Below are 21284 nucleotides of genomic sequence, written 5' to 3' on the forward strand. Positions count from 1 at the left end.
CAAATGCCATGATAGACCGACTTGAGAAGGAAGTCGATATGCTCGAACGACATCTGCAGGTCCTGAAGATGGTCATCGAAAACGAACCCATCGGTATCGTGAAGATGTCCAACGAAACCGGCTACCCCCACCACAAGGTTCGCTACTCCCTCCGCGTTCTCGAGGAAGAAAACCTCATCGAGCCCTCCAGCCAGGGTGCCATCAAAACCGAGCGTACCGTCGAGTTCGTCGATGAACTCGATGGCAAAATCGACGACATCGTCGACAAGCTCGAGGGCATGAAGATCGAAGACGTCGCAGAGGCCGACAGCTAACGCCTGGAAACTGATCAGTCGACAGCGCTAGCTTGCCTCGAACAGAGTAATCTCGATCCTTCACCGCTCCGCACGACTATCTCCGGTCGGTGAAGTATCTCTCGATCCGTCCTATTGTCACCAGCGAGAGCTTGCGTCCGCTTTCATCTGGTGATAGCGGTGGATACTACTGGACCGTTTCGGTGATAGCAAACGCCGTCGACTAGAGTTCTGGAACGTTCATATGGAACCCCTCACTGCGCGATTCGACCAGACAGAGGTGGTAGCCGCTCTTTCGCGAGAGGTTGACGTAACTTAACTTCGAGCCGCGACTGAGAAAGCCGCTGCTCGTTGCCTGTTCTGCAACCTCGAGTGCGCCGGGCTCGAAGTAACTCGATGTTACGGCGACGGCGGCCGCGAGATCCGGATAATTTGCCTTGACTGCCGAAGCCGCCTCCTCGAGTTCTTCGAGCAGTTCCTGGCTGGCGGGTTCGCGCGAGTCGTTGAACGTCGCGAGGACGAGCGGGTTCCCCATCTTGTCGAAGGCGACGACATCGAACGTCACCTGGTCGGGGACATCGTCGGTATCGTCGTCCGCGAGCGAGATCGTCGCTCCGAGTTCGGCGCGGTCGATGCGCGGGATCGCATCGTAGAGGTCGGCCATGCCGTCGGCGTGGCCGGTATCGCGGATCTCGTAGAGAACTCGTTCGGTGAGCCAGTCAACGAAGCGGTGTTCGATCGTCTCGGTGAGAAACGCCTCGTAGGGTTGGTCTTCGACGGCGACGCTCGCGGCGTCGAACTCGGTGTGGTGTTCGAGGCGCAGGTTCGTCGCGACCTCGCTCCGGTCGGCACCGCCGTCGTGTGCGGTTTCAAGGGTCGGCTGACTCTTGGAGGCGTAGCGCACGAAGAGGTTCGTCCCCGAGAGCGCCTGTGTAGGGGAAAGGTGGGTCTCGGCATCGACTGGTCCCCGGGAGCCGGAGCCGGAGCCAGATCCCGCCCGAGCCTGCTCGAGTTCGGTCTCGAGTTCCGAAACGCGCCCGCGAAGCTGTTCGATCGTCGCCGCGAGTTCCTGGTTTTCGGCCCGTAACTCGTCACGCTCGGATTTGAGTTCGCGAGCCTTGTTCGCGAGCGCGTCGTGTTTCGATTCGAGTTCTTCGATTCGGCGCGTATACTGGGTGAGCTGGCGTTTGTGTCGGTCGTCAGTTGGGGTAGCATCAGCCGATGCCGTGTCCGAACTGTTCGATCGTCGCGTTCCTTCCGTCGAGTGCGATCCCCGAGCAGACGACGATGAACTCGATTGGGTTTCAGTGTTCGTCTTGGGGGTCTTTCGGTCGTCGTCTGAAGGGGCTTGTTGGGTGTTATTGGCGGGGTTTGGGGCCGTTACAGCGGATGCGGACTGAGCACCGGTGGTGGGCTCTGCATCTGCGTCCGCGTCCGCAGTCGCCGAGTTGTCGGGATCGAGCGAGGGGATCGACCGGGTTTCGCGCCACTGCTCTTCGGCTTCGAACTGCTGGTCGAGTTCTGCTGCGTCGGGGTTGTCTGCGTCAGGATCGACGGGACCGGCAGGATCGTCAGGGTCGGCGGAGGCGGCGGGGTCGGCGGACCGGTGTGGAGTCTGGGTCGGGTCCCGTGACCGAGACGAGGGGGAGTTCTGCTCTCGATCCCGATTCCGTTCCTGGGGTTGGGGCTGGTTCCGGTGCTGCCGGCGGCCGTTCGGCTGTTCCTGCGTTCGTTCCTGGGGCTGGGGCTGGGACTGTGATTGGGATTGGGTTCGGGGTTGAGCCGAATCCGCTGTCTCCGTGTCGGGATCGGCGGATGGCGTTGTTGTCTCCGAGTCGTCAGCATCGTCCCCCTTGTCCCCGTCGTCCTCGAGCCACGAAATATCGTTCTGGTCGAGTTCCTCCGCTGCTGCTTCGACTGTCTCTGGGTCCGGATTGGCCGTCATCCCGCCCTGGGCCGGGGACTCGTCCGGAGCACCTGACTGTGCTTGTGTGGGGTCAGTTGGTGAGTCGGCATCCGTTGTACTGACACCATCTGCCGGTGCCGTGATTCCGTTCGAGTCGTCGGAATCAGGCGCTGTAAGTTCCGAATCGCCGCTCGCGGTGATACCGCTTCCCGAGACGGCCGGCTCGGTGCCGGAAACGTCGATCGGATCGATCGCTGACTCGGTCGGGTCAGCGGTCGGCTCCGCCGTGCTCGTGTCGTCGGCGGGCCCGTAGTCGTCCGCCGCCGGGTCGGATACGTCTGCGTGTTGGCTCGTCGCCGCCCTGCCTTCGGTAGTTTCGCTGTCGTCCGTGTCCGTCTCCGTCCCGGTCTCCACTGCTGGCGCTTCTGTTCCCGGCACGTCAGTGACCTCGATTTCGACATCGATGACCTCGTAGATGCCGATCTCATCGTCGGCTCGCTCGAACGCCTCGTCGCCGGTAATCAGCCGTTCTGCGTTTCCGATGTAGGCGGCTGCCATCCGACGACCACCGTAGTAAACCGCGTAGTAATCGCCGCTGAGAACGTTCTCGCTCAGTTCGATATAGCCGGTAAACGATCCGCTCTGGAGCGTCTCGTCGACCTCCCGGAGCGGCGTTTCGTTCGTGTAGTACTTCGCCTGAACGTTGCCCCCGTGCGCTTTCATCGTACAGAGCAACGGTAACGACGGGTGCGGTGCCTGGTAAACGGTTCCCGTAGCATCCTCGAAATCCGTGATTTCACCGCCGAGAACGCCGACGATGCGGCCGTTAAGCATATACAGCCACGAACCACCCGCAGCGACGGCTCCCGAAAAGCCACCGTCAGCGAGATCAGAGAGGCCGTCGAAACCACCACTGAACGAGCGAGAATCCCACTCCTCAACGCGCTCTTGCGTGCGCGAGTCCATAGTTCAACAAGCGGGAAGTGCAACAAATACGTTTCGCCTATATTTTCGACTCGGCATCCTCGGCAAGTTCTTTCATTCGCTTGCCAATTCGGCCCGCACTCGAGAACTCGTCTTCGCTCATTGCCCCCGCCAGTGCGTTTCCGAGAACGAAGACGGCGTGTTTGTGTTCACTCTTTGATTTATGAACATGCGAGGGATCGACATCGAGCTGGTGGTACGCTTCGAACAGGCTCTCGTCGACCTCCTCGCGCTCTTCGAAGTACTCCATAATGACGACGAGTTCTTCGTGTAGCTCGAGGAGTTCGTCCTTATGCATACCCACAAGTACGAACGGTTTCGGCTTAAGGATTGTGTGGCGGTCGGTCGCAAAACTGCCGGCGGCAGATACGCGCTCGGATGTACAAGCGCCGGCAGTGTGTCCCGTGACTGGCGCGGCTGACCGCGGAGTCGGTTTCGAACGTGACGGCGCAGTCCGATTCGGATGGGGGAGAATCTGGCGCGGTCGATCTAGAGTTCGACGCCGCTCGGGATCAGGCTGTGCTGTCGGAGGAGACTGCCTTCGTCGTCGTAGACGAGAAACGTTCGCTTGTCGTAAGTGACAAAGGAGTCGCCATCGAGCGTGATTTCGACCTCGTACCGGCCCTCGTCGTCGGCCGCACCCTCGCCGTACCCACGGGCCGCACGAATGAACTGAAGGACATCGGCCGCGTCCTCGTTGAGTTCGAGAATGAAATCGCCCGTGATGCGGTTCGTGACGCTGACGACGCCGGTGGTGTCGTTTCCGAGCGGTTCCTGGAGCCGCAAGGCGACGTCGGTTTCACCCGCGTCGAGGATTTCGTTGTCGGGGCCAGTAAGGCGCTCACGGAGTGTCGCTGCTGGGCCGGTAAAGTCGATCGACACCGAGGGTTTGCTCGGGTTCTCGCCAGTTTCGACCCAGTCAATATTGCTGACGTGTAACGTGAAATGCTCGCGCCTCATTCCGTACTCACGGTTAGCGCTCCCATCGTATGAACGTAACGCACAGCTAATCACGTCGGTAGACAGACACGATCTGCAGACACTCTCTGCAGTGGAACAATCTGTCTGACTGGTACGAACGATCGAACGCAACGCTTTTTGCACACCCGTGGCCGACACCCGATAATGGAGGAGGACGACAGAGCGACCCCCAGCACAGTCCGTGACACCTACGATCACATCGCGAGTCACTTCGCAACGACCCGCGAATACGCCTGGCCCGAAGTCGAGTCGTTCATCGAAACGACCGATGCACTCACTGAGCGGACTGCACCAGCCAATTCGGCGACCCGGCCGATCGTCGGTCTCGACCTCGGCTGTGGCAACTGTCGCCACGCAGAACTGCTCGCCGCGGCCGACACCGTCGATCGCGTCCTCGGGCTCGACATCAGCCGCAACCTCCTCGAAACCGGTCGGGAACGCGCCCGCACGAACGAGTTCAGCGTCGCTCTCTGTCAGGGCGACGCCGCCACGCTCCCGCTTGCGACGGATGCCATCACCGTCGGCATCTACGTGGCAACCCTCCATCACCTTCCAACACGGGCGCTGCGACGGCGGAGCCTCGACGAACTCGGGCGCGTCCTCCGACCCGACGGCCGAGCGCTGGTCAGCGTCTGGTCGACCGCTCACGACCGCTTCGACAGCGACGACGCCGCTGAGACGGGATTCGATACGACGGTCGAGTGGACCCTCCCCGGCGGCGAGACCGTCGACCGCTTCTATCACATCTACTCGCCGCCCGAGTTCGAACGCGACCTCGAACGGAGCGCGCTCGATCTCCGCGAGTGGGAGCTCTCGAGCGGGAACTGCTATGCGGTCGTCGCCGGAACCCAGGAGTGAACTCGTGGGTGCGACCCCGCTCCGGGCGGGCGATCAGATCGAAAAGGAAGAGCCTTAAACGTGGAGCCAAAACCGGGGAGTGCGCGCGGATGGTCTAGTGGTAGGACCTGAGCCTTCCAAGCTCATGGCCCGGGTTCAAATCCCGGTCCGCGCATTTTTGACGAACAGACGTGGGGAGAAAATGCGAAGAGGGATTTGAAGCGCGCGAGTCGCAGCGTCCGAACGAAGTGAGGACGACCGTCTTGCAGTCGGGTTCAAATCCCGGTCCGCGCATTTTTGACGAACGGATGTGCACATTGCTGGTGCGAACAAATTCCCGAGCAGCAGCAATCCCGATCTGAGCAATCCCGGTCGACACTGTTCTGGTGGGCGTTCCACCGTACGCCGTCGTCTCCGACTACCCTTCGAGTGGCGTCCCGGGCGAGCGCGAGCGAAGGTCGGTGACGAGCGCGAAGACGAGACCGAGAACGGACCCGAAGATGACGTGCCCGAGCATGCTCTCGATCGCAGTGGTCGGAAACTCGGTCGCGGTACCGGTGCCGATCGCTTCGATCCAGACGGGGAGGACAAGCAACGGCAGGATCGCCCAGATAGCCAATCCGAAGACGAATCCGGCCCCGATGAGGCGAAGTGTGAGGCCGGTTCGCGAGAGTGCGCCCGTTTCGGGACTCGTCATGATCACGCCGAGGAACACGTTGCGAGTAACGAGCAGTCCGAAGAGGAGCCCCAGCAGAATTCCGTGAGCGATGTGGATGCCCCAACCGACGACACCGACCGGGTCGAGCCCGTATATGCCGGGGATCGCAGCGGACACGGTATCCGGGTCGTAGACCCACATGAGGAGCCCGAACGCGAGCGCACCGATCGCCCCACCGAGCGCGCTCCCGAGCGGCCAGCCGATCGCGTTCTCGATACCGACTGCGGACTGTGTATCGGATTCGGCACTCATACTGGTTCTGGGTGTCGTACCACAACCGGCGCTATAATGGTTTGTCCAACTGGAATATCTACTGGTAATTCCCCAAGAACGCATCACTCCGGTGTCTATTAGTGGCTCTCGTCCCAACGACCGTTCGATTCCACCGTGGACTACGAACTGCTCGCGTGGCCGCCGGACGGACCGAAACTGCGCCTCGATCACACGCGGTTCAGCTACGCCGGCAAGTTCGTCATGACGAATACGGGGAAGGCTGTCGCCCGCGAGGACGACACCACCGTTGGAGCTATCGCGTTCAACGAGGACCGAACCGACGAAAACACGCTCTGGTTGCGATACGTCACGGTCGCCCGCGACCGCCGCGGCGAGGGAATCGGTCCCGAACTCGTCGCCCTCGTCCGCGACCGCGCGAGAGAGCGCGGCTACGACCGCCTCCGCATCGCCGTCAACAACCCCTTCGCCTACGAGGCGCTCTACCGCGCCGGCTTCGGCTACACCGGCGAGACGACCGGCATCGCCGAACTCGTGCTCGAGTATCCACCGACGGCGACGATCGATAGCGAGACCGCTGCCCCCTCCGACACTGCGAACGGTGAATCCGCTACTTCGGAAGCCGCTGGCCGAACTCGAGACGCGTATCAGGCTGGTCTCGACGAGTTCCGCAGCCGCGACCTCTCCGACGCCGAACACTCGTTTCTCGACTCCCGGTGTGGAAGCGAGCCACCACCGGAAGCGACGGGAGAGACTGACGCGGAATCGCCGCGCTAGCTGTCGGCTGACCAGCAAACGTATGCCGCTGCGACGACGATTGCATGGAGTGTCCCGCCGACGGCGACGCTCGTGAACGTTCCGAGTGCGACGCCGATCCGCGGGGACGGTCCGCCGTGAAAGACGCCGGTCAGGACGGTGCCGAGATAGCCGGTAGCGAGGAGTAACGCGACGACCGAGAGCGGACGTCTCACGGCGTATGCGGCGCTCTCAATCGCAGCCTCGATCGGGCGTTTGCCGCCGATCACGATCGCTGCGGGCGTTAGAAAGAGTCCGCTCGCGATGGGAACGACGACGAACAGCCATCCGAAAAGCAGACCGAGTCCAGTCGATCCGGGTCCGGGTCCGATTCCGAACGCTCCAACCACGAAAAGACCGGCGAGCAGCACGATCTGGATCCCGAGCACGTACGCGAAGAGCCAACCGAGTCGGACGGGTGACGGGACGAGACTCGGAATGCGTTCCCTGCTCTCGTCAGCCCCGACTTCGGATGTCGCCGACGGCGATGAGACTGCGTCTGTTTTCGAAATTGAACGAGCCGCCGCCCGAACGACCCCCGCAAACGCCACCGTCACCGCGAGCGCGAGTCCGACCTGCCAGCCGATGAGTACGGCCAGGAACGCCGGCTTCAGCCCGAGAACGAGACCCGAATTCACCTCGACCATCGGCTCCAGTGCCGGTACCAGTGCGACCGAAAGGTGGACGACGCCGTTGGCAGGAAACGCCACCATATCGACGGGATACGGCGATTCGATCCTGGCGACTGCACTCGTCGCTCCGACCACGCCGGCGAGCGCGAAGGGGACGAGTAACGACGGTCGAGCGCGGAGCACGGCGATGGTGATTCGGATGAGGCCGATCAATCCGACGGAAGCATCGTCCGCCGGCTGCTGTGACGGTTCGGTGCCAGTCGGCGTCCTGTCGTTCGAATCGTTCGGTGTCGACATACTATTCGAGTCCGTAGAGCGCGAGCGTCGTTCCGATCACGATGCGGTCGTCGGTGACGACGGCCGGCGTCATCCCGCTGCGTTCGACCGATCCACCGCCGCTGGTCGGGACCATTTCTGTGAACGTCCACAGGGTCTCGCCGGTTCCCCGATCGAGTGCGTGAAGTCCCCGCTTGCCGGGAACGAGCAGGTGCTCGTCGGCGACCGTCGGCGGTGCCCCGTACGGAAGTCGGGGATCCAACGGCGCATCGTCGATCGTCACAGCCCACCGTCGGGAGCCACTGTCGCGGTCGAGTGCGACGATACGGAACGTCTCGGGTACCTCCTCGCGGTCGATCAATCCGACGTGATAGAGCCGTGCCTCGTCGACGGCGACACCGATGTGTTCGGTTCGGTCGAGCGATTTCGTCCAGCCGAGTTCACCGGTCGCAGCGTCGAGTTCACAGAGACGAAGCGCTCGGGTCGATGTGTTCCAGTCGATCGTGTAGACAGTGCCGTCGCGCGTTGTGAGACTGTCTGCGGGTTCGACGCCCGGTTTCGTGTCGCCGGATGAGACTTCGTCTGTGGTCGTTTGCCATTCGAGCGACCCGTTCTCGCTGGAGATTCCGACGAGCAGCGGGACGACGACGGCGGCCTCCTCCCGCCGCGTCCGGAGTTTGACGACGACGGTGCCGGTTGTCGTATCGATGACGTGGCCGACCGGGGAGGCGACGTATCCGTCGGCGGCGACCGTCTCGAGGTTGAATCGCCAGCGGTTGCTTCCGTCGTCGCTATCGCTCGCAGAAAGCGTCGCCGACCGTGGATGCAGCGAGACGAGTGTCCCGTCGACGACGAGCGGCGAGCCGAGCCACTCGCCGGCGGAAGCTCTGGGGGGCAGTCGAGACGTGCTCGTCGAGTCGCCGTCGAGCCACCAGCGAGTGCGTTCCTGGCCGATCCCCGAAACCGAGTCTGGCCAGCCGTCGCGGCCGGCAGCGTAGCCGCCGATGACGGTGTCATACGGAACGACCAACACGCCGTCCCGGTAGAGTTCAGTCGAGGCGAACGCCATCGGCAAGATATCACGGCCGAACGGCCCGTAGGTGCTCGCACGCGTCCCCTCCCCCGTCGCGGCGTCGAGGACGAAGAGTCCGTTGCTGTACTGGCAGTAGACGGTTTCGTTCGCGACGACCGGCGGGTACCAGCCGGAGGCGCTGACCGAGCGTTCCCAGGCGATATCGACGCCGTCGCGCGGGAGGGACGCGTTCGGGACGAACCGCGTCCGACCCGGGTCGCGGCCGTACATTCGCCAGTCGGTATCACTGGTCCCGGGCGTCCGCTCAGCGCCGAGACAGCCCGCGCCGAGTAGCAATCCCGCACCGGCGAGAACTGCCCGTCGACTGACGTTCTCGACGGAGTTCTTCACGGTACGTATCGAAACTGCATGCGTAGAAATTAAAAGTGTTTCTATCGTTGAGAAATTCCGACGGCGAGTGAACTCGCGACGGAAGCCAACGATTCAAAACCCGTTCGCCCGAATAGAGAGGCAATGGGAAACGCTGCTTTGCGCGACATCGCCGTCATCGAGGAGGTTCCGTTCGCGGACATCGAGGGTGTCGTCGCCGTCGACGCGCACAACTGGCTCTACCGCTATCTGACGACGACGGTCAAGTGGACCAACAGCGCGAAATACACGACCACGGACGGGACCGAGGTCGCCAACCTGGTCGGTATCGTCCAGGGACTGCCCAAGTTCTTCGAAAACGACGTGACGCCGGTCATGGTCTTCGACGGCGGCCCCTCCGAGCTCAAGGAAGACGAGATCGAATCCCGGCGGGACCAGCGCCAAACCTACGAGGAGCAACTCGAGACCGCCCGCGAGGAGGGCGACGAGGTCGCCATCGCCCAACTCGAGTCCCGAACCCAGCGGCTCACCCCGACGATTCAGGAGACCAGCCGCGAACTCCTCGAACTGCTCGACGTGCCGATCGTCGAAGCTCCCGCCGAGGGCGAGGCCCAGGCCGCGCACATGGCCCGGCGCGGCGACGCCGACTACGTCGGCTCGGAGGACTACGACGCCCTGCTCTTCGGCGCGCCGCTCACGCTTCGCCAACTGACGAGCAAGGGCGACCCCGAACGCATGGATCTCCAGGCGACGCTCGACCACCACGACCTGACGCTCGAACAGCTCATCGACGCCGCCATTCTCATCGGCACCGACTTCAACGAGGGCGTCTCCGGGATCGGCCCGAAAACGGCCATCGCGGAGATCACCGAGCACGGGGACCTCTGGAGCGTGCTCGAGGCCCGCGGCGACTCGATTCGGTACGGCGACCGCGTCCGCGAACTCTTCCGCGAGCCGAACGTGACCGACGACTACGAGTTCAGCACGACGCTCGATCCGGATCTGGACGCGGCTCGGGAGTACGTCACCGACGAGTGGGGGGTCGATCCGACGGAGGTCGAACGGGGCTTCGAGCGCATCGAAGAGAGCCTCACGCAGACGGGATTGGATCGCTGGACGTGATGTGACGAGGGCGGGCCCCGTCGTGGAACCAGCAAAACGGTCGCTAAGCGGAGCACCGAAGTCCGGCGGTCCCCCTCCATTCTGTTGATGGACGCTTACGAAGTCCAAGCGGCGACGAGTGACTACGCGGGCATCGTCGAAACCGAGCGCGACCGACCGGAGCCGGACGCCGACGAGGCGCTCGTTCGAATCCACGCCGCCTCGCTCAACTACCGAGATCTGGCGATCGCCAACGACGAACTCGCCTACCCCGGCGCGGAATTGCCGGTCGTTCCGCTCTCCGACGGTGCCGGGGAGGTCGTCGCGGTCGGCGACCAGGTCGACCGACTCTCGGACGGCCAGCGGGTCGCGACGCCGTTCGCACCCGACTGGATCGACGGTCCCGGAACGCGGGAGAAGATCGCCCGGACGACTGGCGGCAACGTCGACGGTGTGCTGGCCGAGTACGTCACGTTTCCCGCAGCGAGCCTCACGACCCTGCCCGATCACCTCTCATACGAACAGGGGGCGACGCTCTCGTGTGCCGGGCTAACCGCCTGGCGCGCGCTGGTCGAAGACGGCGGGCTCGGCGCGGGCGAGCGCGTCCTCGCGCTCGGAACCGGCGGCGTCTCGACGTTCGCCCTCCAGTTCGCAGCACTCCACGGAGCCGACGTCTTCGCGACCTCCTCGAGCGACGACAAACTCGAGCGCGCCCGCGACCTGGGCGCGACGTGGACGTGCAACTACGAGGAAACGCCCGACTGGGGTGAACTCGTCCGGGAGCGAACCGGCGGTGGCGTTGACCACGTCGTCGAGGTCGGCGGCCCGGGAACGCTCGAACAGTCACTCGCGGCGGCCGCTCCGGGCGGGCACGTCCACCTCATCGGCGTCCTCGCCGGGCAGGAGGGACAGGTTCACCCGGGCCCGATTCTCCACAAGGCGCTCACCGTCGAGGGCGTGATGGGCGTCGGCAGCCGCGCGATGTTCGATCGGATGACCCAGGCGATGGCCGCCTCGGAAATGGAGCCGGTGATCGACCGTACCTTCGACGCCGCCGATGTCCGCGAGGCCTACCGATACGTCGAGTCCGGCGAGCATCGAGGGAAAGTCGTCATCAGCCTCGAGTAATCACCTGTTGACAGTGGACCGTTTCGTCTGTCAAACAGTGCAATTTCGATTCGGCCGCAGGGAGGGGATCCCAGTGCGGGGAAACCGGTAGACCCGTTCTCAACCGTCCGTCCGTGTTATTCGGGCTATAATAATCCGTTCCTCGCGGCTACAGGAGATCGGGGTGATTGCCCATGTCACAGCACGCCGAACGCAACCGATCCGAGTCGGCGGCTACCGAACCCGAAACCACCAGCGAGCGGTCGCCGGTAGATCGACGGCGCGGTCCGCGGTTCAGCATCGGTGCATGGTTGCTGTCGACCGCAGTGCAGACGATCGTCGTCCTCGGTGGTCTCGCAGTCGCGCTCTTCGCCCTGGGCCAGGCGGTCGGCGCCGATCTCCTCGGACTGATCGGCGGTGCGTTGACGACCCACACTGGCCAGTGGCTCGCCGTCGCGTTCATCGCGCTGCTCGTGATTAGCATGGCGCTCCGGGCGATGCGATACACGCGCCCGCGGTGGTAACGCGACACAGTCACACCCGCAACGACGCGCAGCGGCCCACATCGACCACGAGATCGGACGATCGAACCGAGACGTGCACCACCCCTTTTCCGTATGAAAAGTATATCTGAATGTACTTCACACTAACCAGTAGTGCCCTCCAACGCAACACCGCCGGCCTGGCGTCGACGCGAGTTCATCGCGACCGCGTCCCTCTCGCTCGGTGCGCTCGCCGGCTGCTCGACGGTCCGAACCGAACTCAGAGAACGGCGACTCGGAGAACCCGACCGGCGACTCTCCCCCGACTGGCATCCCGACCCCGGTCAGTGGCCGATGGAGGGGTATAATTTCGCCCAGACGAGCCACAACCCGTACGCGACACCGCCTCGGGACGAGCCCGAAATCGCGTGGACGTACGAACACGAGAACGGGCAGGAGCAGAACTCGCTTCGGACGCTGATCGTCGCCGACGACACCGTGTACGTCAGAACCGACGGTGAACTCGTGGCGCTGGACGCGGCGACCGGCCAAACGCAATGGACCAAACCGCGCGAGGACAGGGCGACCCTCGCGTTTATCGCCGGCCGACTGTACGAGTTCAGGGAGGATCAACTCCGCGCGCTCACCCCGGGCGGAGAATCGATCTGGGAAACTGAATTCGACGACGACAATTACTATTACACGCCCCTCGAACGCGACGGGTGGGTCTACGCCACGGGTCGAGATACCGTCGCCCGACTCCACGCCGACACCGGCGACATCATCACCACGGCGGATCTGGACGCTGCGAGCCCGATAACTGCGGGCGGGCCGGTCTATGCCGGGCGCTACTCGCTGACGGCGTATGATATCGTCGACGCCGAGTTCAGTCCGCGCTGGACGGTCGACGATGGATTTCCCTACGAATCCTACGGATCGACCGCGGTAGCGAACGGGCTGGTAGTTCGATCAGAGCGCCATAATTACGCCGGCGACGGCGAGGATAGGGGCCGGCTCTCGATCTACGATGTGACTGACGGAACGAGACGAACGGAACTCACCACGGCACGAACAACTCAATCGCCGTCAGTCGACGGACAACGGGTGTACGTGAGTACGTCCGACATTCGAGGAGGTACCATCGGATCGGCGGGACAACTCGCCGCGTTCTCAGTCGACGGCGAGGAACGCTGGCGTTACGAACCGGAGGCGGGTCTTCAGCCACCGGTCAGTGCCGACGGGACCGTCTACGTCGGGCCGTTCGCCAACGACCGAGTTCCGCTGGTCGCGTTCGACGCCGCGACCGGCGATGAACTCTGGCGGCGCGACGTGGCGAGTTCACTTGAACTCGCGATCGCGGGGGAGACGCTGTACGTCGGGACGAACGAGTCGGTGCGGGCGCTTCGAGCGTAGCCGCGCGGCGGCCGAATCCGTTGAGTCGTGAACTCGCGGACCGCGAACTCGAAATGCAGCCGTCAGAACAGGTGATCGTCCTCGTCCAGGAGTCTGGCGGGACCGCCAACGTCCCAGACCGTCGTCGAGACACCGCAGTCCGAGATTGCCTCTTCGACCTCCTCGGCGTATTCGTCTGTCGTGTTGACGTAGACGGTTGCGCCCGTATCGGTGGAGAAGTAGACGGGGATGTCCTCTTCCTCTCGCAGTTCGCGAACGCGGTTGAAGACCGCGAGCGTCGCCGGCTGCCAGTAGACCCAGCCCTCGGGACCGGTCATCGTCGTCGCCGCGAGCGAGAGCGAGTCGTGTTCGGCGAGTTCGAAGACGCCCTCGAAGTCGTCGTTGCGAAGCGCGTCGCGCATCTCGGCGATCTGGCCGTGGATGTGGGCGTTGCGGGCCTGGAACATGTGACTGTCGGCGGCCTCGTCGTGGGCGTCCTCGGTTTCCTTGTGGTAGGGGACGAGCCCGACGATGATCTTTAACTCCTCGTGGAGATTACTCGGCAAGCGCTCCGAGCGACAATCCTCGTCGTTCAGTCCGGTGTGCAGGTGGGAGAACGCGCCGGTGACGGCGCGCGCGGCCGAGGCCGAGCCGACGCGGGCGATGGTCGAAATCGTGGGCCTGTCGGCGTCGATTTCGGCCGCGTCGGCCAGTGCCATCGCGGCGGCGGCAAAGCCGGAGGAGGAAGAGCCGAGCCCGACGTTCGTCGGGAAGCTGTTCTCGCTCTCGAGGCGGACGGGGTAGACCGTGTGCGCGGCGTCCGAGAGGTCGCGGGCCTTCTCGACGACGGCGTCGACGCGCTCTGCGGCGCGGCCCTCTAATTCCTCGCCGTCGACGACGTAGGTGTCCTCGTCGTAGTCCATCGAGAACTCGACTGTCGTGCGGGTGTGGCTCGGGGCCGTACAGACGCTGATGCTGTCGTGGTACGGGAGTCGCTTGATGTCGTCGCGCATCCCGTGGTACTTGACCAACCCCTGAATCGGGTGGGCCATCGCGGTCGCTTTCATACCCGGATAGGCGGATGATGGCCGCTTAAAGTTCACGGCATCCGATTGGTGGCTTCACGCGGGCGTCGAAAACGAATTACTACTGCTCGTCGCTCGCTACCGAATCGGATGACGACTGGATCGCGTCCCCAAGTGAGCGACGCCAGTCGCTGGCGGCGTCAGTTTCGGCTTCGAGTGCAGCCAGGCGAGTTTCAAGTTCGCTCAATGTGGTATCGAAATCGCTGAGAGCATCGTGATCTGTCTCGACTGTCGCCTCGAGCGCGTCGATCGTGTCGTCGACGCGTTCGATTTCCCCTGAAAAGGCCGACCGCAGCAAGATGAGTTCGCGTTTGAGCCGTACCTCCGCATCGTCGGTTTGGGTGGCCAACTCGTCCGTCCTGGATTCGAGGGTGCGTTCGACGGTGTCGATGCGCGTCTCGAGTTCGGTGAGGCGGTCGCCGTAGGTGTCGACGTCGGCCTCGAGTTCGGCAACGGCGTCCTCGAGAGCGGTACAAGTGGCCTCGAAGCCGGCCAGACGACTTGTCGTCTCGGATCGGTGGTGCTCCAACTGGGAGTCGAGTGCTTCGAGCCGGTCGGTGACCGAATCGAGTTGGGGCTGGAGCGTTCCCTCGAGACGACGCCGAAGGACGTTGTCGGCCGCGTTGAGATCCGCGATGTCGGCCTGGAGCTGCTCGATTTCGGTTGTGGTCGCTTCGAGTTCGGTCTGGACGTCTTCGAGTGAGGTGTCAGTCGACGCTGCGTCAGCGCCGGTCTCGTCAGTAGCGCCGACGACACTGTCAGCGGAGTCGGCCACACCGGGAACAGTACCTGACGTATCGGGGGTTTCGCCCGCGGGTGCAGTGTCGGGAAGACCGAGCGCGCGCTGGAGCGCCCGTCGCTGTGGATCGTTTCGATCGTCGCGGAGTGCAGCGACCAGCGTCTCGAGAACGTCACTCTCGTCCGGTGAATCGGTCGACGGCGTCGTATCGTTTCGTGATGGCATCGGTATCGTATCGCAGGTAGCGCGGGCGAGACGGAAGCGTATACGTCAGCCACTCGTCTCGGTTCCCGCCAGGGGAGAGCGCCGGTGATGTGTGATCGCTCGTTCTTTGAACGAGTCACACAACGCGGCTAATAATACCACCTGTTCGTTGAAAGCGGTGCAACTAGTCGGCCGGAACGAACCACCGCTCACGCGTTCGTCCGTCCGCAACAGCCACGGCATGCCACAGTAACGCACTCCCCTGCAATACGCCCCGCCCCGGCACGCCCGCCGGATTGCTGGGGTCGAACCGAACACCTCAAATGGACGCTCTCGCAACGAACGCTGCATGGGAACGCCGCGTGAGAGCCGCACGGATCAGGCTGCGGAGGTCGTCGATCGACTCGAGGAGGCGTATCCGGACTCGACGATTTCACTCCGGTACTCGAACCGTCTCGAGCTACTGATCGCCGTCATCCTCTCGGCACAGTGCACCGACGAGCGCGTCAACACCGAAACCGAACACCTCTTCGAGACGTACGACGGGCCCGAAGACTACGCCAACGCGCCCCAGGACGAACTCGCCGAGGAACTGAACTCGATCACCTACTACAACAACAAGGCGAAGTACATCCGCAGCGCCTGTCAAACGATCGTCGAGGAACACGACGGTGAGGTTCCCGATACGATGGACGAACTCACCGATCTGTCCGGCGTGGGGCGCAAGACGGCGAACGTCGTCCTCCAGCACGGTCACGACGTCGTCGAGGGAATCGTCGTCGACACGCACGTTCAGCGCCTCTCTCGCCGACTTGGGCTGACCGAGGAAGAGTACCCCGAACCGATCGAACAGGAGCTGATGGAACTCGTCCCCGAGGGCTACTGGCAGCAGTTCACCCACCTCTGTATCGATCACGGCCGTGCGACCTGTACGGCCCGGAACCCCGACTGCGACGACTGCGTCCTCGCGGACATCTGTCCTTCGGAGAGGGGTGACAGCGAGATCGATCTCGCTTCCGGCGAGCCCTGGTAGCGCCGCGGCGCTGGCTGCGGGTCGACTCACGCAAGCCGAACGCCTTTTCGGCGAGCGACGATAGCCCCGAACGGGATCACCATGGTTGACGACCCAAGCGAAACCGGCCAGACCGACAGGACCGGGAAAGACGAACACGGACGGGACGTCGAACTAACCCACGAAGAAACCGACGACGAGGAGGACGACGACGCGCTCACCGAGGAGGAGAAGGAAGCCAGAGAGCGAGCGGACGAGGAACAGCGCCGACAGGATATCGAGCACAAATCCGACGAGCGCGAGGCGGACGCACTCGACAACACGAATCCGGACAACCACCGGGACGAAGAGCCGTACAACAGTTAAACGGCGAGCGATCGGGCGTGGACAGGCTGAACTGGGGCGAGTTCAGCTGGCGGGCGATCCCACGTCCCGAACTGTGACAGCGATCACGAACGCAGGGCCAGCGCGATTCCGGCGGGTCGAACACGTAGTTGCGGTTTCTCGTTGTTTTCCACTCGTTTTCGAGGCGCTTGCGGTCGGACCGAGTTCACCCTTCGAGTACAGTATCGGGCACCGCGAGCACCGGGAGCGTCTCAACGACCGAGACGGTAACCGGTTCGGCCACGGCAACGCGGCCGATCGCTCGGTCGTCGGCGACCAGCGTCACCGGCTGTTCGTCGCGGTCGACCGTCAGCGCGAGTTCATGATCCGGGAGAACCCACCGGCGGGTGTTCGTCACGAACGGTCCGATCGGAGCGACGGCGACGCCGTCGACCGCCCGAGAGAGTTCCGGGGCGTCGACGGCGCTCGCGTAGCCGTGCGTGCCGGCCGCGGTAGCGACGACGATGCCGTCCGCCCGAACCGAGTCGACCGTCTCGTCCCGGCTTCGAATCGAGAACTCGGAGATGGAGGCGGGTTCGTCGGTGACGAGGGTGAGATCGAACAGCGCTCGAACGGAGGAGTGGCTCGCGTCGCCCTCGAGCAACGCGTCGGCTTCCAACACGTCCTGGCGGCGAACTGTCGCGTCGCCGTCGAGTGCCGCGGCGAGGGCGTCGGGAGCGCGATTGCGAGGCGCGGCTCGAACGCCTGGAATCGACCCGACCGGAAGCACTGGAGCGGAGAGCAAGGCGGTGGCGGTTGCACGAGCGAGCGCCGAAAGCGCCGACTCGCCGGCTGCGACCAGCAGCGTCGGAGCCGGTTCCGCATCGAGGACGGCTTCGAGTTCACCCCGGTGAATCGTCGCGTCGGCCGCGGCGAGCGCCGACTCGAACGCGTCGGTCGCTGGAAGCGACTCGTTCGAACTGAACTCGAGGAGGCCGATAACCGGCGACTCATCGGGAGACCACGTGCCAGCGTCCATGCGAAGCAGTTCGCGTGGCGTGCTCAAAAGCGTGGGGTCCCAGATCTCTGCGGTGCATCTCTCCTCGGGTGGCTGCGGGTTACTATCGAGCGGCCGGTCGCGGGGTTCGATCAGTCGTCGTACGGCCAGTCGCCCGTGAGTTTGCTTCCTTCGGCGAGTCCCTGCGCTTCGAGTTCGGTGGCGATTTCCTCGGCCGGTCGGTGTTCGACGGTCCGCTCGTCGCCTGCGAGTTCGACGACGAGGTCGGTGAGCAAGATCGCCTGTTCGCGCAGGGTGCGAACCTCGAGTTTCTCCAGCGTGTCGGCGAAGGTGTGGCCCCAGCCGCGACCGACCTCGTCGGCGGTCGATTTCGCGTGGTAGCCGGGGACGCCCCACTGGACGAACGGCCAGTGGTCGCTGTGGGGACCGAGTTCGGGGACCGTCTCGATCGGATGGTCGCGGCGCTCGGCGACCGCGTTCGCGGCGTCCGCCAGTTCGGGAAAGCCGTGGGTCGTGAGCGAGAGCGTCCGGTCGCGGACGACGCCGTCGTTGTTGACGATCGCTTTGATTTCGTCGTGGTCGGTTCGTTCGGCGTGGTAGCCGGAGCCGACCAGGCCGACCTCCTCGGCACCGTAGGCGACGAACTCGACGCGCGTCTCGAGTTCGTCCTCGCGGGCGGCAAGCGCGTGGGCGAGTTCGACGACCATTGCGGTGCCGGCACCGTTGTCGAGTGCGCCCTCGGCGATGTCGTGGGCGTCGACGTGGCTCGTGACGAGGACGCGTTCCTCGGTTTCGGGGCCGAGTTCGGCGTGGACGTTCTGGCTCGTGGCCGCCGCGATGTCCGCGTCGACGCTGACCGTGAGCTCCTCGCCGTCGTACCGGCGGGCCAGGCGCGTGCCGACTTCCTTCGAGACGCCGACGGCGGGGATGTCGCCGATCGGATCGTCCTCGGTCCCGACGCTGCCGGTCGGCGGAAGACAGCCCGGGACGTGGTTGCGGTAGATGAAACCGACGGCCCCCTGGTCGACGGCGTGGTAGTACTTCTCCCGGCGGTGGATGTAGCGCTCGTAGTAGTCCGGAATGTCGCTGCGGACCATTGCAATCGTCCCTTCGAGATCGGCGTCCTCGAAGTCCTCCGGCAGTCCGTACCCAAGGTCGACGAGTTCGGCCGTCGCGCCGTCGGCCGGGCTTCGGGGGAGCGCGATACAGTCGAGTTCGGTCTCCTCGCCAGCGACGATCGAACTCTCGCCGCGCGTCCAGCCCTGAATGTCGAAGGGGTCGAGGCGGGCGTTTCGCGCGCCGGCGTCGGCGAGCGCGTCGCGGGTCAGTTCGGCGGCCGCTCGCTCGCCGTCGCTGCCTGCCATTCGATTGCCGATGTCGACCAGTCGTTCCAGGTGCGTCCAGCCAGCGTCGCTGGTGAAGACGTCGCCGATCCAGGTGGTCATAGTGGCGGGTATCTCGGCGGGGCTGGTAATTGTACCGTTTGCCGGGTAGCGTGGTCCAGTTCGTATGCGATGGCGTCACGTGCGGTGAGACCGGACGTTCAGGACGAACTGAGAATCTTTTTTACCTCGCTCGCTCTCGGGGCGTGTATGCGGGAGACGCTTGCCGAGTGGCGGCCGGTCGTAGACGAGGCGATCGCGGATCTCGTGCCGCGCGAGATCGACACCGAGTACCTCGAATCGTTCTTCGGCGAGCCGACCTACGCCTACGACCCGGACGCTCTTCAGCGGGCGCTGTCGGACCCGCTCTGGGACTTACTCGACCGCGGCGGCAAACGCTGGCGCGCCGTCCTTTTTCTCGTCTTCGTCGAGGGCTTCGGCGAGGACCCCACGGAGTACCTCCCCTACGCGTGCATTCCGGAGATCCTACACAACGGGACGATCATCGTCGACGACGTCGAGGACGGCGCGACGAAACGCCGCGGCGAACCCGCGTTGCATCACATCTACGGGCGCGACGTCGCGCTGAACGCCGGCAATGCGCTTTACTTCCTGCCGCTGAAGATCCTGACCGAAGACCCCGGGAATCTGCCGGCCGAACAGCGACTCGCCGCCTACGAGATGCTGATGGACGAACTCAACCGCACCCACCTCGGCCAGGGCATGGACATCTGCTGGCACAACGAGCGCGAGGTTCGGATCACGCCCGCTGAGTATCTCGAGATGTGCGCGTGCAAAACCGGCTGCCTCGGCCGCATCGTCGCCCGCCTCGCCGCGATCATCACCGACCAACCCGAACGCGTCGAACGGGCCGCCGCCACCTACGCCGAACTGACCGCCGTCGCCTTCCAGATCGGCGACGACATCCTCGATATCGAAAACTCCCTTGGCCGCGCCGGCGAGTTCGGCAAGGAGTTCGGCAACGACGTTCGCGAGGGCAAGAAGACGCTGCTGGTCATCCACGCCATCGAGGAGAGTCCGCCGGAAACGGCGACGCGCCTGCAGGAGATTCTAGAAGCCGAGACGAACACCGACGCCGAACTCGCTGAGGCGCTGTCGATCATCGAGGACGCCGGCAGCATCGAGTACGCCCGCGAGCACGCACTCGAACTCGCCGCCGATGCTCGTGCAGCCGTCGATGAACTCGATCTCGACGCGGAGACGACCGATCGGCTGTACACGTTCACGGAGTTCGTCGTCGATCGCGACGTCTAGGTGCCGTAAGTGCTGTGAGTGGTGTGTAGTGTTCCAACGCCGAGTTCGACTCGGTGCGGTGGTGCTCCGAACCCGCGCTGTCGCTCGTCCTGATTACGTCCCGATCACGTACCGGTTAGCAATACAGAGTGTTCCGTTCTGTGATCGGTAGGGGTAGATACTACGGCGAGGGTATCATACCGTTCCCTATGGGCGACCACTCTGCACACGGTACCGGATCGGCGACCACGAGTCCCTGGCCGCTGCTCGTCGCTCTCGGCCTCGTCTTCTCGGAGGTCGGGATCGTCGTCGCCCTGCTCCCGGTTGCCGTGGCCGGCCTCGTCCTGTTCGCCGCGAGCGTCACCGGCTTCCTCACGGAGTCCGCCCGCGTCGCTCGGCCGTGGCCACTCGCAATCGGATTCGGTATCGCCTTCGTCGTCCTCGGCGGGCTCCTGTACGCACTCGGCACCGGAACGCTCTCGGTCGCTCCTGCCGACGAACTGACCGGCCTCGCGAGACGTGGAATCGCAATCGCCGCCGCCGGTGTCATCACCGCTGTCGGCGCAGTCGCCCTCCGCGTTCGCTCGCGCCGGAACCGCGAACGCGGAAGCGAACGGGGTGATCAACACGGGTAAGATATCGAAAAGAGACCGCATCCGGATACCGCTGAAACAACACCGGTCACTATCGAACTCTCGGAACTCTCAAAATCAGCGGAACTGTCGAGACATCAAGACATCAAGACATCAAGACATCAAGACATCGAAACTATCGGACGTAATCGCCACTCGAGACCAAAACCCACACCCAACACACCCACAGACACATGAGCCGCCGTGCATTCGACACTGAACTCGCATTGGACCTCGCGGTCAACTTCATCCCGTTCGTGATTATCGTGTTCTTCACCGGCTTGTTCGCCGTGTTCAATCCGTGGGGATTCTCCCCGCTGCAGTCGACGATTCAGTTCGCGATTTTGATCTCGATAGCCGTTTCACTCGCGGTCGTTACGGCCATTGCCGCACGCGTAATCGAGAGTGACGACCACACGCGCGGGGAAACGCCGTGATCGGAGACGGGATGGCTCGCTTCGTCGTGGCGGTGACCGAATCCGGTCACGATTCAAACC

22 protein-coding genes and 1 tRNA gene are annotated in these 21284 nt (G+C 63.9%); 13 read left to right on the forward strand and 10 right to left on the reverse strand.

What is annotated here, in order from left to right; translation table 11 throughout:
- Positions 1 to 8: 8 nt before the first annotated feature.
- On the forward strand, positions 9 to 314 hold the full coding sequence (locus SM755_RS04130; RefSeq protein ID WP_006109505.1) for a hypothetical protein: 306 nt from the start codon (positions 9 to 11) through the stop codon (positions 312 to 314).
- Between the two features lie 202 nt (positions 315 to 516).
- On the opposite strand, the gene SM755_RS04135 is transcribed toward SM755_RS04130, so the two are convergent.
- From SM755_RS04135 to SM755_RS04145, 3 genes are all read right to left on the reverse strand, one after another.
- Positions 517 to 3165, reverse strand: a complete 2649-nt coding sequence (locus SM755_RS04135) for a transcriptional regulator (RefSeq protein ID WP_323171561.1) — start codon at positions 3163 to 3165, stop codon at positions 517 to 519.
- 37 nt (positions 3166 to 3202) lie between these two features.
- A complete protein-coding gene (locus SM755_RS04140; RefSeq protein ID WP_006109503.1) occupies positions 3203 to 3481 on the reverse strand; it encodes a UPF0058 family protein in 279 nt (92 codons plus the stop codon).
- Between the two features lie 191 nt (positions 3482 to 3672).
- Positions 3673 to 4143 (reverse strand): DUF5793 family protein, encoded by a 471-nt coding sequence (locus tag SM755_RS04145; protein ID WP_323171562.1) that lies wholly within the window; start codon positions 4141 to 4143, stop codon positions 3673 to 3675.
- A 165-nt stretch (positions 4144 to 4308) separates the two neighbouring features.
- Here SM755_RS04145 and SM755_RS04150 point away from each other — a divergent pair, with 165 nt between their 5' ends.
- A complete protein-coding gene (locus tag SM755_RS04150; protein ID WP_323171563.1) occupies positions 4309 to 5022 on the forward strand; it encodes a class I SAM-dependent methyltransferase in 714 nt (237 codons plus the stop codon).
- An 83-nt stretch (positions 5023 to 5105) separates the two neighbouring features.
- Positions 5106 to 5176, forward strand: a tRNA-Gly gene (locus SM755_RS04155).
- A gap of 243 nt (positions 5177 to 5419) precedes the next feature.
- On the opposite strand, the gene SM755_RS04160 is transcribed toward SM755_RS04155, so the two are convergent.
- A complete protein-coding gene (locus SM755_RS04160; protein ID WP_323171564.1) occupies positions 5420 to 5971 on the reverse strand; it encodes a hypothetical protein in 552 nt (183 codons plus the stop codon).
- A gap of 135 nt (positions 5972 to 6106) precedes the next feature.
- Between SM755_RS04160 and SM755_RS04165 the strand changes: the two genes are divergently transcribed.
- Positions 6107 to 6727 carry a GNAT family N-acetyltransferase gene (locus SM755_RS04165; protein ID WP_323171565.1) on the forward strand — a complete coding sequence of 207 codons (621 nt, stop codon included), beginning with the start codon at positions 6107 to 6109 and terminating at the stop codon, positions 6725 to 6727.
- On the opposite strand, the gene SM755_RS04170 is transcribed toward SM755_RS04165, so the two are convergent.
- Positions 6724 to 7674 (reverse strand): hypothetical protein, encoded by a 951-nt coding sequence (locus SM755_RS04170; protein ID WP_323171566.1) that lies wholly within the window; start codon positions 7672 to 7674, stop codon positions 6724 to 6726. The genes SM755_RS04165 and SM755_RS04170 overlap by 4 nt on opposite strands.
- Before the next feature lies 1 nt (position 7675).
- Positions 7676 to 9076, reverse strand: coding sequence for a PQQ-binding-like beta-propeller repeat protein (locus tag SM755_RS04175; protein ID WP_323171567.1), 1401 nt, complete (start codon positions 9074 to 9076; stop codon positions 7676 to 7678).
- Between the two features lie 123 nt (positions 9077 to 9199).
- Here SM755_RS04175 and fen point away from each other — a divergent pair, with 123 nt between their 5' ends.
- The 4 genes from fen to SM755_RS04195 all read left to right on the forward strand — a co-directional run bounded on the left by fen (position 9200) and on the right by SM755_RS04195 (position 13158).
- The gene (fen, locus tag SM755_RS04180) at positions 9200 to 10177 is read left to right on the forward strand and encodes a flap endonuclease-1 (protein ID WP_323171568.1); all 978 of its coding nucleotides are present in this window, start codon (positions 9200 to 9202) and stop codon (positions 10175 to 10177) included.
- A gap of 87 nt (positions 10178 to 10264) precedes the next feature.
- Positions 10265 to 11284: an NAD(P)-dependent alcohol dehydrogenase gene (locus SM755_RS04185; protein ID WP_323171569.1), complete on the forward strand. Its 1020-nt coding sequence runs from the start codon at positions 10265 to 10267 to the stop codon at positions 11282 to 11284.
- A gap of 173 nt (positions 11285 to 11457) precedes the next feature.
- Entirely contained in the window at positions 11458 to 11787 is a 330-nt protein-coding gene (locus tag SM755_RS04190) for a hypothetical protein (RefSeq protein WP_323171570.1), read from the forward strand.
- Between the two features lie 132 nt (positions 11788 to 11919).
- The gene (locus tag SM755_RS04195; protein WP_323171571.1) at positions 11920 to 13158 is read left to right on the forward strand and encodes a PQQ-binding-like beta-propeller repeat protein; all 1239 of its coding nucleotides are present in this window, start codon (positions 11920 to 11922) and stop codon (positions 13156 to 13158) included.
- 62 nt (positions 13159 to 13220) lie between these two features.
- Here the strand turns inward: SM755_RS04195 and mvaD are convergent, their stop codons facing one another.
- Complete coding sequence (gene mvaD, locus SM755_RS04200; protein ID WP_006664021.1) at positions 13221 to 14204, reverse strand: phosphomevalonate decarboxylase MvaD; 984 nt, start codon at positions 14202 to 14204, stop codon at positions 13221 to 13223.
- Positions 14205 to 14283: 79 nt separating this feature from the next.
- Positions 14284 to 15186, reverse strand: coding sequence for a coiled-coil domain-containing protein 154 (locus SM755_RS04205; protein WP_323171572.1), 903 nt, complete (start codon positions 15184 to 15186; stop codon positions 14284 to 14286).
- Between the two features lie 328 nt (positions 15187 to 15514).
- Between SM755_RS04205 and nth the strand changes: the two genes are divergently transcribed.
- Both nth and SM755_RS04215 read left to right on the forward strand, forming a co-directional pair.
- Positions 15515 to 16198: an endonuclease III gene (gene nth / locus SM755_RS04210; RefSeq protein WP_323171573.1), complete on the forward strand. Its 684-nt coding sequence runs from the start codon at positions 15515 to 15517 to the stop codon at positions 16196 to 16198.
- 81 nt (positions 16199 to 16279) lie between these two features.
- Positions 16280 to 16543, forward strand: a complete 264-nt coding sequence (locus tag SM755_RS04215) for a hypothetical protein (protein ID WP_323171574.1) — start codon at positions 16280 to 16282, stop codon at positions 16541 to 16543.
- A gap of 184 nt (positions 16544 to 16727) precedes the next feature.
- On the opposite strand, the gene SM755_RS04220 is transcribed toward SM755_RS04215, so the two are convergent.
- On the reverse strand, positions 16728 to 17540 hold the full coding sequence (locus SM755_RS04220) for an NAD(+)/NADH kinase (RefSeq protein ID WP_323171575.1): 813 nt from the start codon (positions 17538 to 17540) through the stop codon (positions 16728 to 16730).
- Between the two features lie 110 nt (positions 17541 to 17650).
- Positions 17651 to 18964, reverse strand: coding sequence for a M28 family peptidase (locus tag SM755_RS04225; protein ID WP_323171576.1), 1314 nt, complete (start codon positions 18962 to 18964; stop codon positions 17651 to 17653).
- Positions 18965 to 19111: 147 nt separating this feature from the next.
- Between SM755_RS04225 and SM755_RS04230 the strand changes: the two genes are divergently transcribed.
- The 3 genes from SM755_RS04230 to SM755_RS04240 all read left to right on the forward strand — a co-directional run bounded on the left by SM755_RS04230 (position 19112) and on the right by SM755_RS04240 (position 21224).
- Positions 19112 to 20176, forward strand: a complete 1065-nt coding sequence (locus tag SM755_RS04230) for a polyprenyl synthetase family protein (RefSeq protein WP_323171577.1) — start codon at positions 19112 to 19114, stop codon at positions 20174 to 20176.
- A 188-nt stretch (positions 20177 to 20364) separates the two neighbouring features.
- Positions 20365 to 20790, forward strand: coding sequence for a hypothetical protein (locus SM755_RS04235; RefSeq protein ID WP_323171578.1), 426 nt, complete (start codon positions 20365 to 20367; stop codon positions 20788 to 20790).
- A gap of 191 nt (positions 20791 to 20981) precedes the next feature.
- Positions 20982 to 21224 (forward strand): DUF6684 family protein, encoded by a 243-nt coding sequence (locus tag SM755_RS04240; protein WP_006664013.1) that lies wholly within the window; start codon positions 20982 to 20984, stop codon positions 21222 to 21224.
- Positions 21225 to 21284 lie beyond the last annotated feature (60 nt).

It is taken from the genome of Natrialba sp. PRR66 (assembly GCF_034808065.1).
Lineage (GTDB): Archaea > Halobacteriota > Halobacteria > Halobacteriales > Natrialbaceae > Natrialba > Natrialba aegyptia.